The sequence below is a fragment of the Anoxybacillus sp. ST4 genome (assembly GCF_019448545.1).
Classification (GTDB): Bacteria; Bacillota; Bacilli; order Bacillales; family Anoxybacillaceae; genus Anoxybacillus; species Anoxybacillus pushchinoensis.
Genome location: NZ_JAHZOE010000011.1, coordinates 25,121 through 40,072 on the forward strand (window position 1 = coordinate 25,121; position 14,952 = coordinate 40,072).

Consider the following 14,952-nt stretch of genomic DNA (forward strand, 5'->3'; position numbering starts at 1 on the left):
ATAAACAAAATGTCTTTAGCGAAAGGGATGAGGCCATTGGCTTTTACACATACGTTTACGAAAGAAGAAGAAATCGTTCATGCGATTACGCATGGGGTGGGGGCGATATTTAGCATCGCTGCGCTCGTTGTGCTTACCGTTGTTGCATCACTACATGGAAACGCATGGAACGTTGTGAGCGTCACCCTGTTCGGAAGCACGATGCTTCTTTTATATTTGTCATCGACCATCGTGCACGCCTTACCAGAAGGAAGGTGGAAACGGCTATTCGAAATTTTTGATCACTCGGCCATTTACTTTTTTATCGCTGGCACATATACGCCGTTTTTATTTTTAGCAGTCAAAGGTACAATTGGTTGGACGTTATTTGGCATCGTCTGGGGGTTAGCATTGGTTGGAACGGTATTTAAATGTTTTTTCGTCAATCGCTTTTTATATACATCGACGATCATTTATGTTGTGATGGGCTGGTTAATTGTGTTTGCATGGAAGCCGCTCATCTCTGGTCTTTCGCCTGAGGGAATCGTCTACTTAGTCATTGGTGGTATATTATACACAATCGGTGCAATTTTTTACGTATGGCGGGCGTTTAAATTTCACCATGCCGTTTGGCACTTGTTCGTGTTAGGCGGTTCTGTTGCTCATTTTCTCGCGGTATTTGTATTACTTCATTAAATGTTCAATAATGAAAGAAGGATGAATAAAATCGTCCTTCTATTTTTTATCCTTCTATTTCCACCGTTCAGTCGTCATAATACTATCACATTCTAACTATTTCTTAGACAAACGACCTTGATTCACTCCCAAAATATATTAATCACATACCCCTTCACAGTATATCACCCCCTCAGTTAATATTGTCAATAAATGCTTTCAAATACATTGGAGGGCATGAAACCATTTTTATGAATTTACATGAATATCCAATCAATCTGCTCTTTATTTCAATATATATAGTATCGTATTAAGTCACAAAACAAAGGAGAGATGAGCAACATGAATAATGGTTTCTTAAGAGATTTTGTTCAAATTATCGGGATCACTTCCCCATCCTCATTCCCTGTTATAGGGGATCTTAATCCTCATACTCAATTTGTTGTTCAAGAACAATTAACAATTCCGGATGCGAAACCAGATGTGGAACAAGTGAATACATTATTGATTGAAGCAGTAGTTACAGAGACGAAAAATATTTTTACACCTGTAGGGGTAAAAGTAGTTATTGATGGTGTATTACGGCAAAAAGTCATTTACACAGCTGATGTCCCAGAACAGTCGGTCCATTCTGCACATTTTGAACATCCTTTTTGTGCGTTCATTAACATCCCATTAGATGTTCCACAAGGTATTACTGTACAACAATATTTGGCATCTCTCGGTCTCTCTTTAAATGATATTTTAGACGGACCGGTACAAGTTTTAATCGAAGATGTAGAAATTAAGCTATTAAATCCTAGAACAATTAGTAAATGTGTCATTTTATTTGCATACACAACAGTCAAACCGCTTCTTTCTTCGTGCAACTGTTCATTTGTTGACACATTAACAGCCAATGGTGTCGGGATTACATTAAATGGTTTAGGAGTTACAGCGGACGTTTCCTTAGATATTAGTTTATGCGAAGGATGTAATCCTACAAATAATGGAATCTCTTTAAATGTTACTGTTCCGTTACTAGGCACAATCAGTTTAAATGTAAACAGTTCTCAAATAAATCAAATATTATGTGATAACAATATCCTTACTGTATCCGGTACCGGTAACGTACTCGGTGGTCTATTATCAGGTCTATTAAACTTTACATTAACAATTAACGCTGCTGCAGGAACTGTTACACTGCAACTCCGCGATCCAATTACAAATCTTGTCGTACTGTCCGTACCATTAACAGGTTTAACACTAACAATTGGACAATGCTGAATAAAAGAAAGGATGATTGTGATGATGAATGATAATGTATTAAATAACTTTGTTCAAATTATTGGTATTACCCCCCCTTCAGAGTTTCCTTTTGTCGGCCTACTAAATCCGAACAATCAAATTGCCGTTCAAGAAAAATTAACTATCCCTCCCGCAAAACCAGATGTAGAACAAATCAATACATTGTTAATTGAAGCGGCCATTACAGGTACGCGTAATATTTTCACCCCTATTGGTGTAAAAGTCGTCGTCGAAGGGGTATTACGCCAAAAAATTATCTACACAGCCGATGTTCCACAACAATCCGTTCACTCTGCTCACTTTGAACAACCGTTTTGTTCTTTTATCAACATTCCACTTAACATCCCTGCTGGCGTTACAGTTAACCAACTTCTTGCTTCTGTTGGTTTGTCTATCAACAACATCCTTGCTGGACCTGTGCAAGTTTTTATCGAGGACGTTGAAATAAGCTTAACTGATCCTCGCACAGTTCATAAGTGTGTCATCTTATTCCTTTACACATCACTCAATCCACTATTACAACCTATATTACGCTAAACAAAACATAAAGGATGTCCCGATGTGGGCATCCTTTGCATGTAAAAATTACATTTCCCTTAGATAATAATACTTTTATTTTGTTTTTATCAAAGGACATGCGCAAATTGACCTCCTTGCACATACGAAAAAAATAACGAGAAAGGAGGAGAACAACTTATGAGATTTGATCATGAGCACCTAACGATTTATGTCGGAATTGCAGAAAAAGAGGAATTTCCCTCTTGCCCACTTGCCTATAAGCAATTTACTGTAACTGAAAAGTTAACGGTTCCAAAAATAAAGCCAAATATCGAGAAGGTTATAAAAGTTATGGCCACCGTCCATATCCACAACGCAAAAATCATCCGATCCCCATATGATACCAAAATTCTAGTAAATGGTCATATCAAACAAATTATTATGTACACAGCGAAAAAACTTGATCAACCCGTGCATACATTTCACGCGTCTATCCCATTTTGTGAAATGGTTATATTGCCTTCAGATATTTGCTTATCACATATAAAAGTTGAAGGTTTTCTTGAAGATATGCATATTTTCCATGAAGCAGCTCGAAAAGTGCACATTTGTAAAGTTGTATGTCTTGTTGTTACAGAAGAAGAAAAATGTTACCAATGATTAACTTCTGCCCTTACCATTTTCGATCTTTTTCGTATAAATAATAATGTAGGGAGGTGAAAAAGTGGGAAAAAAACATATTCACATATATGTCGGCGGTCAATGTTGTTCACAACAACATCTTCCTTATTACAGTCATTGCCCAAACCGTTGTTACCACCACAGAAGTAACTGCCATTGTCACTGCCATTATATACCTCACAAAAAACATTGTAAAAAACGTCATAATACATGCTGTGAAAATCATCAATATAAAAATAAAGGCTATGCATGCCCTTACTGCGATCAAGATGATGATGAATAAACACCTAGGAGGATGAGAGTGATGAAAACGATAGGGATTACACCTGATCATTCGTATCCAATCGGCTGTGCCCCGTTTTTTCTATTTGAAGCTGATTCCATCGTTTTTCATCCTCCTCAACAACCGCATCTGTATACAATTGAAACACTTGTTTCCATATCCATTGATCAAAAAAAGACATTGCAAACTCCTTCAGGGAAAAAAATAATATTTTTAGGAAAAAAGCATATTCGCATGAATTATGAAACAACCAATCATACGATTTCAGTGGCTGAATTTTTAACTCCACTTAGTATTGCTGTTTTTCAATGCGAACACATCTATGATATTTTTGTTGCTGTTGAAAATATAGATGTTGTTAAACATCACAATCGTTTATTGTTTGTACACACCTTTTTATGTGTCATTCCAATTAACTTGAAAAATAAATGTATCTGCTCAAATCCATCAAAATCGCAAATGATCTCTATACCAAATACTAAAAACAACTTATACTTGTCCCCCTACATCCAGAACGTGTCAAAAAAATAATAAGCCGGGCGATCACCGGCTTATTATACTTCCACCTCTTTCGTCCCGTTTATGATGACATCAAAATAATGGACAGATAACATCTCCTTGTCAAATAAATCGCTCCCCCAAATATGTTGTAAAAAGAGACGGGTGATAAGTTCGTTTCGTTTGCCTTCATTTGCTTGTTTTAATGCGACGACGCTTAAATACAAGTCGCAAAGGCGATTGGCAATTTTTTTGGCGTGATACGTTTGCACATCTTCTGATTGTCCGTGTAATTGTTTTAGCGATCGTATGAGCTCGTTTAGCGCGCTCTCGACTGGTGTAGCCAATGCGCGCGCTTCGATTGGAAGTGCAGCGAGTTGTTCATTTATTGTTTGAATAAATGTTTCATGAATGCGATATTTCCGGATGAGACGCAACACTTCAAGCCCTAAAATGTTGGCCGTTCCTTCCCAGACAGTTAATACTTGGGCATCGCGAAGCAAACGAGGTGTAACGAAATCTTCAATATAACCGTTACCACCATGTAACTCAATCGCCTCATGAGCAAACGCAATCGCTTCTTCCGCTGTGCGCATTTTTAAAAGCGCAATTAACAAGCGGTTCCACGCTTTCTCTTGTTCAGATGCTTGTTCGGGTGTGCGCATCACCCGATCAAAAAAAGAAATAAGCTCAAAACAAGCGCTCGTTTGCACTTCTTGACGAGCTGTTAAATTCGCCAAAGTTTCTTTTACCATCGGATATGTTGTAAGTGTACGTCCAAATGCTTGGCGATTGACAGCGTATTGCTTTGCCTCTTCTAACGCCCGCTTCATAATTCCGATCGAAGCGACCGCATTGCAAACACGCGATAAATTGAGTGCTTCCATCATATAATAAAACCCTTTTTTCGCATCGCCAATTAAATAAGCTTTTGCCCCTTCAAATACGACTTCCGCTGACGGCACAGCGCGAACGCCAAGTTTATCTTTTAAGCGCCGAATGTGAATACCGTTTAATGTGCCATCGTCGTTGCGCCACGGCACTAAAAATAAACTAAGCCCTTTCGTCCCCCGCTCGCTTCCGTCTATGCGGGCAAGCACTAAGGCAACACCACACATGCCGGCGTTGCTCGCAAAATATTTTTCCCCGTAAATTTCATAATGGTCACCACATAAAACAGCGCGTACTTCATTGGCACCAACGTCCGAACCACCCTGTCGCTCAGTTAAAAACGTCGCCCCTTCATACAGCTCAACTTCCCCTGTTGAAATGACGTGCGGCAAATATTTCGCTTTGATTTGTTCGTCGGCAAAGTGCTCTAATACGTATGCAGTCGCCATCGTGAGCGTCACCGGGCAATAAAATCCTGGTTCGACTTGCGATAACAAATAGCCTTGGGCATACGAATAAATGTAGTTGCCAACACGGCCAAGCGCAGGAATCGGTTTATGGACATAGCCAACGATCCCCGTTTCGTACGTTTCTTTCACTGTTTGTTTGTATCCTTCGTTCACCCATATTTCAGAAATATCGTTACCAAAGCGGTCATATTTGATAAGTCTTGGTTGTCCTTCGCGATCTGTGTGTACTGCACGGCGGTCGATATGAGTTATGCATCGTTGCCAAAATTTCTCTAATTCTTTTTCCGCGTACGTGTAGAACTCTTTATCTAAATATTTTTTTAAATTGGCAAGCAAGTTCGGGTCAACTTCCCGTAGCTGTTTCATTATGCATCCCTCTCAATACTTGTTTTAATATTTTTCCTGTCGCGTTGCGCGGAAGTTCAGAGATTCTTTCGTATAGCTTTGGAATTTTATAGTCTGCAAGTTTATCAGATAGAAAACGCCTACATTCTTCTGCAAGATGCTCTATCGGCCCTGTTGTAACAACAAACGCTTTCACCGTTTCCCCCCATTCGGGGTGGGGCACACCAACTACCGCCACATCAACAATCGCTGGATGCAGCTTTAGTGCATCTTCCACTTCTTTCGGGTAAACGTTCACACCACCTGAAATGATCATATCCTTTTTCCGATCAACAATCCAAATGTATCCGTCTTCGTCACGGCGCGCTAAATCACCTGTATATAGCCAGCCGTTTTTTACCGTTTCTGCTGTTTTTTCTTCGTCTTTATAATAGCCTTTCATTGTTCCTTCTCCAGCTAAGACGACCTCACCAACTTCTCCCACCGGAACCTCTTTGCCGTGTTCGTCGACAATTTTTACTTCGCAATGAAGGGCAGCATCTTTTCCCACGCTCCCTGCCTTTGTCACATGTTCTTCCGGTGATAAATACGTTCCGTTCGGTCCAGCTTCCGTTAATCCATACAAACACATCAGTCGATTCGTACAAAACTGTTTGGCGACAAATTGCACTTCATTTGCTGACAACGGTGCGCCGCCGTACGTCCAATATTGAACGGACGATAAATCATATTCGTGAAGACGTGGATGTTTTGCAGTGAGCAAATAGGCGACTGGTGCTCCGAAAAAATGGGTAATCTTGTGTTGCGCAATCAGTTGCAACATGGCTTCTGGGGAAAACGTTGGTGATAACACATGGGTGGCCCCAACATACATACCTCCAATAAAAAATAAATGAAGTGGAGCGGAATGACTGAGTGGCATCATGTGCAACAGGCGGCTATGCTTATCCATTTTCGTTTCTAACGCCATCATTGTTGCGACGGTAAGAATATTGCGGGCTGTAAACAGCACTCCTTTCGGTTTACCAGTCGTTCCGGATGTGTATAAAATCGTCGTTTCGTCATCCTCGTTCAATGAGCAAACGATTGGAGAAGCATCGCCGCTTGCAATGAGTTGCGTGAGCGAACGCCAACCGTCCGTCGCTTCCCCTGTTTTCACCCAAATGACGTCAACCGTACGAGCAAGAGGGGCAAGTTCTTGATAAATCCAATCATGTGCAATTACCGCTTTTGCTTCGCTATGTTCGATAATATATTGTACTTCTTGCGCTGTTAACCGCGCATTAACTGGTACGATGATGGCTCCTAGGCGCAAGGCGGCAAAATATGCATATACAAATTCTTTCGCATTTGGCATATATAAGACGACTTTATCACCCCGTCCGATACCAAGCAAATCTAACGATGAAGCAAGCCGATTGACCGTATCATCTACTTCTTGATAAGAAAGTGACACGTCTCCATCAATTAGTGCCACTTTGTTCGGAAACTTTCGCGCATTGCGCGCTAACAACTCGGAAATGTTCATTCGCTTCCCTCCAATTTTTGTAGTCGTTCACGAAAATCTGCTAAAATCGACTCCATTTCTTGTTTTAACTGCATTAAGTCCTCAATCCGCTCGGTCACCTCCTTTAGCTTTTGCTCACCGTATGCAATTGTTTTTTCCAGCTGTTTTCTTCCTGTGCGATCGTTGTCAAACAAGCTGATCATTTCATGAATTTCTTCTAACGAAAAACCGAACCGTTTGCCGCGTAAAATGAGCTTTAACACCGCTCGGTCTTTTTTCGTATACAGCCGCTGGCCCGACTCCGTGCGAATGGGGGAAATGAGCCCGCGTTCCTCATAATAGCGAATCGTTCGTGTGCTAATATCAAACTGCTCAGCCAGTTGGGAGATCGTATAATAGTTCATGACTTCCACCTTTATTTTTTAAATTTTATGAATTTTATTTTAATTTACGTTTACGTAAAAGTCAATAAAAAAGAGGCACACGTCTTTAAGGCTGTTACCAAACGGCAACAGCCTCCTCTTATACGTTCGAATGTTCCCATTGTTTAGCGAGTTCAATAAAGAAAGAGAGCGATTCAGGATTCGCCATTGAGCCAACATTCACCGCTTTCTCGAGCGGGAAGCCTAGTAAAAGTTTGCGAATAGGAATTTCCATTTTCTTTCCGTTTAACGTTTTTGGAATTTGTTCGACTTGATAAATGGCGTCTGGAATAAAGCGCGGCGATACGTGCGCTTTAATGGCTTCTTTCACTCGCTGTTTTAACGCATCGTCTAGCTCTGCACGTGGCTGAAGAACGACAAACAACGGCATAAACGATTTCCGCCCCATCACTTCTAAATCGATAACTAAGCTGTCGAGAATGCCATCAACCATTTCAACAGCGCGATAAATTTCGCTCGTGCCCATGCGCACGCCTGCCCGGTTAATCGTCGAATCGGATCGACCATAAATGACGCAGCTTCCTTCGTCGTCAATTTTAATCCAGTCCCCATGTTTCCATACGCCTGGATACGTATCAAAATAGCTGTCAAGATAGCGTCGGTCGTTTTCGTCGTTCCAGAAAAAGAGCGGCATGGACGGCATCGGCGCCGTGATGACTAATTCCCCGACTTCATTAATCAGCGAATGTCCATGTTCATCAAACGCCTGTACATTTGCCCCAAGCGAACGACATTGTAACATTCCGGCACGAACTGGTAACATCGGCGACCCACCAACAAACGCGGTACATACATCCGTTCCACCACTGCATGAGACGAGCCAAACATGTTTCACATGTTTATACACCCAAATAAATCCTTCAGTCGTCAATGGCGATCCTGTTGACAAAACCGCTTGCAAATGTGAAAAATCATAGTGATCTTTCGGATGAATGCGTTGTTTCATGCAGACATTAATAAACGCTGCGCTTATGCCAAAATGCGTGATTTTTGCTTTTTCGGCAAGTTCCCATAAAACATTTGCATCAGGAAACGTTGGGCTCCCGTCATATAACACAACCGTCGCCCCGACTAATAGCCCACCGATTAAAAAGTTCCACATCATCCAGCCGGTCGTTGTATACCAGAAAAACGTGCTGTCTTGTTTGATGTTGCATTCAATCGATAAAATTTTTAAATGCTCTAATAAAATGCCGCCATGCCCTTGCACGATTGGCTTTGGCAGTCCGGTCGTCCCGGAAGAATATAAAATCCAAAGTGGATGAGAAAACGGCACTTGTTCATACACAAGCTCGCCTTCCTCTTGCAATATGTCCGTCCATAACAAAACAGAATCGTCCCACGCGCTTATATCGTCACGCAAATACGGAACGACAATCGTCCTCTTTAACGTCGGGAGTTTAGCTTGTAGTTCTTTGACAACAGACAGTTTATCAAATGCTTTTCCGTTATATTGACAACCGTCCACTGCAAATAAAATCGTCGGCTCAATTTGTTGGAAACGATCGACGACGCTATTGACGCCAAAATCTGGTGAACAACTAGACCAAATCGCGCCGATGCTCGCGCACGCTAAAAACGCAACGACTGTTTCTGGAATGTTCGGCATATAAGCAACAACGCGATCTCCTTGTTTAACGCCAAGTTTTTCCAATGCCGAAGCGACCGCTGCTGTTTGTTGTTTTAAATCTTGCCACGTCACTTCACGAAGCGAAACGCGTTCGGATCGAAATAAAAGTGCCGGTTTTTCCTGCATGTTGCGAAAAATATGTTCTACATAATTTAATCGTGCCCCTGGAAACCAATTTGCCCGCGGCATTTTCCGTTCCTCTAACACACACGTATACGGAGCGGACGATTTTATTTTGCCATACTCCCACACGGTCTCCCAAAATTGCTCAATGTTTTCAACCGACCATTTCCATAGCGCTGCATGTGAATCAAACGCAAGTCCTTTTTTCGCTTCTAGCCAATCCATATACTTTTTTACGCTTGACTGTTCCGCTTGTTCTTTCGTTGGTGTCCATAAAACATCCCCATCTGCAATCGCTTTCATCATTACACCCCTCTTTTAAAAGAAAGAAAATTAAGAACATTCTCATTATACTATATGTACGAAAAGACGCATAGCCCTTGTCGGCTATGCGTCTTTTATCCAAATACAATTTCATTCCGCTCGTCGTCCCAACTCATTTCAACATATTTTTTTCCCTCATAAAACGTATACGTCTTTTTACCAAATTGCACAACTGTTCCTTCCCAAACATGTTCGATATAAATCGTTTCTCCTTTTGGCACAGCTAGTACGGTCTTAATACCAAGTGAAGATCCGACTTCTTTAATTTTCATTCCTTTCTGAGCATACGCTTCTCCACCGCGCAATACCCCATGAACAGTCAATGTCCCTCCGGCGTAAATGTTGCAATTATAACAGCCTTTCCCCGTTACAATTACATCACCGCTCCCATGAATGACGCTATTTAAAGCATAAGAAAGTTCAATCGCATCGTTTTCTTCGCGATCATATTGCCCAATAAATGTATTAAGTTCACGAAGCAAGTTTGCCATACCCTCTAAACAATGAAAATGGTTAGGACGATCAGCAAGCAAACAACTACCCAACTGCGAACCAATATTGAACCACTGTTCACCAATTTGTTCACGCTTTTGTTCGCACATCGTTTTATACTGTTTCATCGCTTCCATCATCGTTTGAAACTTACTTTCAAGCAATTTTTTCGTTAACGGATAAACGTCTTGTTCGCGAATTTTTGACATGACCATCAATTGCTGAATAGCAACAATCATTCGTTCAAGAGAGTGACGAATTTGTTGTAATAAACCAATCAATTGGGTCACAATCATTTTGTTTTCCCCTGATGTGACTGTCCCACTAATGACGTTTTGTTGAATAAAAATCGATTGTTGAGCACGAATGTTTGCGCGATTGACATTTTGTAAAATCATAATGCTACCGAGCGCTTCCACAACCATTTCATCTTGAACGTTTCCTGTAATTTCAACATCGCCTTTAAAATGAATGTTTCCTACTGATAAATCGACATCCCCTTGATGGACAAGCTTCGGAATAATCGAAATGACAACAGTTCTCCCTTTTTTCGCAATTTGCGGTCGCCCACCTTGTGTAGCTGAAATAAGGTTTTCGTGCATTGTCACTCCTTTTCCGAGTTTAACAGTAACAGGATGCACTTCGCGAACAGGAATCACTTCATTTGTTACCGTTAATCCCGGTTTCCCTAGTTGGGGAGGATGAACAATCGCGATGACATCCCCTTCACCGACCGTTGCGATCGTTTCCATTTCACGATAGTCAACCGTCCCATCTTCACGTACTTTCGGTTTCCTTTTCCCTTCTCCTACTTTCACTTCCACCCAGCCGTCTTTTCCTTCTACTGGTTCGATTCCTTTTGCAATGACAACAGTTACTTTTTTCTCTGAATGTAACGCCTCACGAATCGCTTCTTGATTCACTCCGTAAACAATACCTAACTCTTGCAGTTTCGCCATCACTGCTTCATGTGACACATCATAAATGAGTTCAGTCTCCATTTTTGCTTGTATATGTAATTTATTAGATGGCTGCATATCTTCGAGTACATACCGACGCCGTACCCCAGGTGCAAACGTCAATGTTGCCTCCATCTTCCTAGCATCCATGTCAACTTTCCAAACTGATTGGGCAATACTTTCTTCCTTTGGATAAATGCGAACGTCATCCCCTTCTTGTAACGTCACCTTTCCTTCGATCGCTTTCCCGTTATGTAAACAAATGACTCCCTCGCCAATAATGATCGTTGGGCCTACGTCCAAACATTCGTAACGAAAATCTCCGTCTTGTATCCACGCTTTTCCTTCTTTCTGCTGAACAGCTTGCTTTGTTTGATGCTTCTTCGTTAGTCGAACAACGGCTGGTTGCGAAACGATACCAAACAGCTTTTTACGTTCCCGTTGGACGATTTCAATGATGACATCTTCTCGCATCGCTTGAAGTTGCTTTAGTCCCTCTTCAATAGCCTCTTCTACCGTTTGTCCTTTTACTTCGATGCAATCCATTGTTCTCCCGCCTTTTTTCGCTTATCATTTATTATTATTTTTATTATAATAGGAAAAGAAAGAAAGAAATAGGGAAAAAAGTCGGACAGTATAATGAATTTATAAAAAAGGATGGATGACGATGAAAAAAAGATATATATGCAGCGCCATGTTTTCGATTAGTCTATTGTTAAGTGGTTGTGCGCAAAAAGAAAATAATCATACGTCTACAGAACATGAAATGAGTGATATACGTGAGGAAACTGCCTCAATTCATATACTTCCATCATTTTTATCTTCCTATAATGAGTCGATGGCTCATTTGTACGAACAGGCTGCAAAACATCAAGCGTTACTAGAACATATCCCTTGTTATTGTGGCTGTGGTGAGTCGGTTGGTCATAAAAATAATTATGAATGTTTCGTATATGAAAATAAAAACAACGGGGCAATCGTGTGGGACGATCATGCGACAAAATGTGGGGTTTGTTTAGAAACTGCAGCCATTTCGATTGAACAATATGAAAAAGGAATGCCCATCAAAGACATTCGCCACCTTATTGATGAAAAATATAAAGATGGATACGCCAAGCCAACACCGACAAAGCCGCCGATGTAAAAAACCGAGCATTTCGCTCGGTTTTTTACTTTTTCGTTAATTGCCATGCCTGCTTGAGATCTTTCCATGAAGACGCTTGATTATACATGAGCACGCCGCCACGATACACTTTTGAACCAAATACGAATAAAAAGGCAATTGTTCCGACGAGCAAACCGATGCTAAGGACAATTTCCCAAGTTGGAACGTTCAACATGCCAATGCGTAAAAACATAATCATCGGGGTAAAAAACGGGACAAACGACATTGCTGTAATAAATGGTGACTCCGGTGCATTTAAACCAAACATCGCCATGATAAACGCTGCGACAACGAGCATCGTCACAGGGCCAGCCATTTGTTGTACTTCTTCGACGCGGCTGACGATCGAACCAAGCACAGCAAATAACATCGCATACAACAAATAACCGAGCAAGAAAAAGAGAATGCCATATAAAATAAGGGAGAGAGGCAGTTCATCCATGCCAATTAGCTGACGCAACATATCACTATTTTTCATCGATGCATAACCAACCGAAAATATGAGAATAAATTGCGTCAAACTTAACAAAGCAATCCCTAAAATTTTTCCGAACAATTGCTGAATGGGTGAGATGCTTGATATTAAAATTTCCATAATGCGAGATGACTTTTCTGTTGCTACTTCCATCATAATCATACTTCCGTACATTAACACAAACATGTACATCGCAAACAATAGCACATAAACGATCGCCCTTGCTTGATTTAGTTGTTCTTCTGTTTTGGCATGTTGTTCAAGCGCCACTTTTTCCATCGCAATCGGTGCATATAGTGCGTTGATTTGTTCATACGTTAACCCGATTTGCTTTGCCATCATCGCGATTTTGACTTGTTGCAACGCTTGCTCGATTTCATGTGTGACATCACTATCTGCAATATTTTTCGCATAATATGTCACTTTCGGCTGCGCATTTTGTACGTCAAGCATGATATACGCATACCATTGATCCGTTTGAACATACGTTTTCGCTTGTTCTTCACTTCCATCATGGCGAACAAGACTTATTTCTTTATTCGTTTGAAATTGTGCTTGTAGTGCTTCGTACCATCCATTTGTTTCGTCAATAACACCAATTGTTTTTTGACCATCATTACTAAATGCTTCTATGATGCGATCTAGCTGACTAATACCAAATACAATCAAAGCAGTAACAATCGTTGAAATTAAAAAAGACTTTGATTTTAATTTTGTTACATACGTATGAAGAAAAACAATCCAAAACTTATTACTCATACGCTGCACCTACTTTCTCAATGAAAATATCATTCAACGATGGTTCTTCTAATGAAAATGTGCGAATAAATCCTTTCGAATAAATATGTTCAAGAATATGTTGCGATACGCTCTCATTTGCTATTTGCAAACGAACTCCTTCCACGGTCTTCTCCATTTTTATTACGCCTGGAATGTGTGTTAACGTTTCAAACGGAAGTTCCCCATGAATAATGACATTTTTTTTGCCGAAAGATCTTTTTAAATCTTTAATTGATCCATGCACAATCGGTTTTCCTTTATGCATAATGCATATATGTTCACATAATTGTTCGACATGTTCCATTCGATGACTTGAGAAAACGATCGTTGTTCCCTTTTTCTGCAAATCAATGACAGCCTCTTTCAACATTTCTACATTTACCGGATCTAATCCGCTGAACGGCTCATCTAAAATAAGTAGTTGTGGACGATGGAGCACTGCAGCGATAAATTGAATTTTTTGTTGATTGCCTTTTGATAGTTGTTCTACTTTTTTGTCTTCATATTGTGGTATTTTAAAACGCTCGAGCCAATCGCGCATTTCTTTTACAATTTCTTCTTTATGTAACCCTCGTAATCTACCTAAATAGATGAGTTGCTCTTTTACTTTTAGCTTTGGGTACAATCCTCTTTCTTCTGGTAAGTATCCGATAAGATGACTATGTTTGTACGTGATGCGCTCACCGTTCCACGTAATCTCCCCTTTTGTCGGCTCAAGTAATCCTAAAATCATTCGAAACGTTGTCGTTTTCCCCGCTCCATTCGCTCCGAGAAATCCAAACATACGCTGTTTTGGAATAGACAATGTTACGTCATCTACCGCTACAAACGAACCGAACTGTTTTGTTACATGTTGTAAAAATAAACTCATGTTTCTCACTCCTCCTTCATTCCATTATAACGTATAAATATAGGCAAAAGTTTCATCTTTTTACTTTTTTATGTTAAAAAATAAGAAAAAACATACTTCTTTCTTATCCACCATTCATTTATAATGAAAAACGTCGGACGACAACTCCGTGCTGAAATGCAGGAAATAGGCGATTAACTTCGTTGTGACATTCGAGCCGTAAAAAGTAAATTAGAAGCGAAAATTGATGTTCCCCGACAAGAGATGAACGAACGATTTCAACAGGTAAACGAGAAAATGGACCTTCTCGATCTATGAGACACGCAAGAAACTGTTGATTTACTTTCTTCCAAAACACTTCAACATGAACAAAAACGTCGTCTTTTGTCCAAACAGTCGTAAAAATCCGTTGACATCTTCATTTTTTTGTTTCATAATTCTGAAAAAAGACATATGTGGAATAAGGCACGGGACGAGTAAACCGATGGAACGTGTCAGAGAGTGGAACCCATAGGCTGGAAGGTTCCTCACGCAAAATCGGTTGAACCTACCCTATACGGCCGCTTATGCAAACATAAGCCGTTCTCCCGACGTTAC

General features: G+C 40.5%; 14 protein-coding genes. 7 read left to right on the forward strand and 7 right to left on the reverse strand.

The window, feature by feature from the left end; genetic code table 11:
• Positions 1–36 precede the first annotated feature (36 nt).
• From trhA to K1I44_RS08685, 6 genes are all read left to right on the forward strand, one after another.
• Positions 37–675 carry a PAQR family membrane homeostasis protein TrhA gene (gene trhA / locus K1I44_RS08660; RefSeq protein ID WP_255573343.1) on the forward strand — a complete coding sequence of 213 codons (639 nt, stop codon included), beginning with the start codon at positions 37–39 and terminating at the stop codon, positions 673–675.
• A gap of 321 nt (positions 676–996) precedes the next feature.
• Positions 997–1,920 carry a DUF3794 domain-containing protein gene (locus K1I44_RS08665; RefSeq protein ID WP_219985922.1) on the forward strand — a complete coding sequence of 308 codons (924 nt, stop codon included), beginning with the start codon at positions 997–999 and terminating at the stop codon, positions 1,918–1,920.
• Positions 1,921–1,941: 21 nt separating this feature from the next.
• Positions 1,942–2,478 carry a DUF3794 domain-containing protein gene (locus K1I44_RS08670; protein WP_255573344.1) on the forward strand — a complete coding sequence of 179 codons (537 nt, stop codon included), beginning with the start codon at positions 1,942–1,944 and terminating at the stop codon, positions 2,476–2,478.
• A 159-nt stretch (positions 2,479–2,637) separates the two neighbouring features.
• A complete protein-coding gene (locus K1I44_RS08675; protein ID WP_219985923.1) occupies positions 2,638–3,099 on the forward strand; it encodes a DUF3794 domain-containing protein in 462 nt (153 codons plus the stop codon).
• Positions 3,100–3,155: 56 nt separating this feature from the next.
• Positions 3,156–3,419, forward strand: a complete 264-nt coding sequence (locus tag K1I44_RS08680) for a hypothetical protein (protein ID WP_219985924.1) — start codon at positions 3,156–3,158, stop codon at positions 3,417–3,419.
• Between the two features lie 5 nt (positions 3,420–3,424).
• Positions 3,425–3,934, forward strand: coding sequence for a hypothetical protein (locus K1I44_RS08685; RefSeq protein WP_219985925.1), 510 nt, complete (start codon positions 3,425–3,427; stop codon positions 3,932–3,934).
• A 23-nt stretch (positions 3,935–3,957) separates the two neighbouring features.
• Here the strand turns inward: K1I44_RS08685 and K1I44_RS08690 are convergent, their stop codons facing one another.
• From K1I44_RS08690 to K1I44_RS08710, 5 genes are all read right to left on the reverse strand, one after another.
• Complete coding sequence (locus tag K1I44_RS08690) at positions 3,958–5,628, reverse strand: acyl-CoA dehydrogenase family protein (RefSeq protein ID WP_219985926.1); 1,671 nt, start codon at positions 5,626–5,628, stop codon at positions 3,958–3,960.
• Positions 5,606–7,135 (reverse strand): class I adenylate-forming enzyme family protein, encoded by a 1,530-nt coding sequence (locus K1I44_RS08695; RefSeq protein WP_219985927.1) that lies wholly within the window; start codon positions 7,133–7,135, stop codon positions 5,606–5,608. Before K1I44_RS08695 ends, K1I44_RS08690 begins: the two co-directional genes overlap by 23 nt.
• A complete protein-coding gene (locus K1I44_RS08700; RefSeq protein ID WP_003395870.1) occupies positions 7,132–7,518 on the reverse strand; it encodes a MerR family transcriptional regulator in 387 nt (128 codons plus the stop codon). Before K1I44_RS08700 ends, K1I44_RS08695 begins: the two co-directional genes overlap by 4 nt.
• Before the next feature lie 118 nt (positions 7,519–7,636).
• A complete protein-coding gene (locus K1I44_RS08705; RefSeq protein ID WP_219985953.1) occupies positions 7,637–9,613 on the reverse strand; it encodes an acetoacetate--CoA ligase in 1,977 nt (658 codons plus the stop codon).
• A gap of 95 nt (positions 9,614–9,708) precedes the next feature.
• Entirely contained in the window at positions 9,709–11,631 is a 1,923-nt protein-coding gene (locus K1I44_RS08710) for a FapA family protein (protein ID WP_219985928.1), read from the reverse strand.
• A 121-nt stretch (positions 11,632–11,752) separates the two neighbouring features.
• Here K1I44_RS08710 and K1I44_RS08715 point away from each other — a divergent pair, with 121 nt between their 5' ends.
• Positions 11,753–12,229, forward strand: a complete 477-nt coding sequence (locus tag K1I44_RS08715) for a PCYCGC domain-containing protein (protein ID WP_219985929.1) — start codon at positions 11,753–11,755, stop codon at positions 12,227–12,229.
• Between the two features lie 25 nt (positions 12,230–12,254).
• Here the strand turns inward: K1I44_RS08715 and K1I44_RS08720 are convergent, their stop codons facing one another.
• Both K1I44_RS08720 and K1I44_RS08725 read right to left on the reverse strand, forming a co-directional pair.
• A complete protein-coding gene (locus tag K1I44_RS08720) occupies positions 12,255–13,484 on the reverse strand; it encodes an ABC transporter permease (protein ID WP_219985930.1) in 1,230 nt (409 codons plus the stop codon).
• Positions 13,477–14,376, reverse strand: a complete 900-nt coding sequence (locus K1I44_RS08725) for an ABC transporter ATP-binding protein (RefSeq protein WP_219985931.1) — start codon at positions 14,374–14,376, stop codon at positions 13,477–13,479. The genes K1I44_RS08720 and K1I44_RS08725 overlap by 8 nt, the downstream gene beginning before the upstream one ends.
• Between the last annotated feature and the right edge of the window lie 576 nt (positions 14,377–14,952).

Excerpts from the sequence above, each read along its gene's own strand:
- K1I44_RS08665 (WP_219985922.1), top strand. The coding sequence starts at position 997 with ATGAATAATGGTTTCTTAAGAGATTTTGTTCAAATTATCGGGATCACT.
- K1I44_RS08670 (WP_255573344.1), top strand. The coding sequence starts at position 1,942 with ATGATGAATGATAATGTATTAAATAACTTTGTTCAAATTATTGGTATT.
- K1I44_RS08675 (WP_219985923.1), top strand. The coding sequence starts at position 2,638 with ATGAGATTTGATCATGAGCACCTAACGATTTATGTCGGAATTGCAGAA.
- K1I44_RS08685 (WP_219985925.1), top strand. The coding sequence starts at position 3,425 with ATGAAAACGATAGGGATTACACCTGATCATTCGTATCCAATCGGCTGT.
- K1I44_RS08690 (WP_219985926.1), bottom strand. The coding sequence starts at position 5,628 with ATGAAACAGCTACGGGAAGTTGACCCGAACTTGCTTGCCAATTTAAAA.
- K1I44_RS08695 (WP_219985927.1), bottom strand. The coding sequence starts at position 7,135 with ATGAACATTTCCGAGTTGTTAGCGCGCAATGCGCGAAAGTTTCCGAAC.
- K1I44_RS08700 (WP_003395870.1), bottom strand. The coding sequence starts at position 7,518 with ATGAACTATTATACGATCTCCCAACTGGCTGAGCAGTTTGATATTAGC.
- K1I44_RS08705 (WP_219985953.1), bottom strand. The coding sequence starts at position 9,613 with ATGAAAGCGATTGCAGATGGGGATGTTTTATGGACACCAACGAAAGAA.
- K1I44_RS08710 (WP_219985928.1), bottom strand. The coding sequence starts at position 11,631 with ATGGATTGCATCGAAGTAAAAGGACAAACGGTAGAAGAGGCTATTGAA.
- K1I44_RS08715 (WP_219985929.1), top strand. The coding sequence starts at position 11,753 with ATGAAAAAAAGATATATATGCAGCGCCATGTTTTCGATTAGTCTATTG.
- K1I44_RS08720 (WP_219985930.1), bottom strand. The coding sequence starts at position 13,484 with ATGAGTAATAAGTTTTGGATTGTTTTTCTTCATACGTATGTAACAAAA.
- K1I44_RS08725 (WP_219985931.1), bottom strand. The coding sequence starts at position 14,376 with ATGAGTTTATTTTTACAACATGTAACAAAACAGTTCGGTTCGTTTGTA.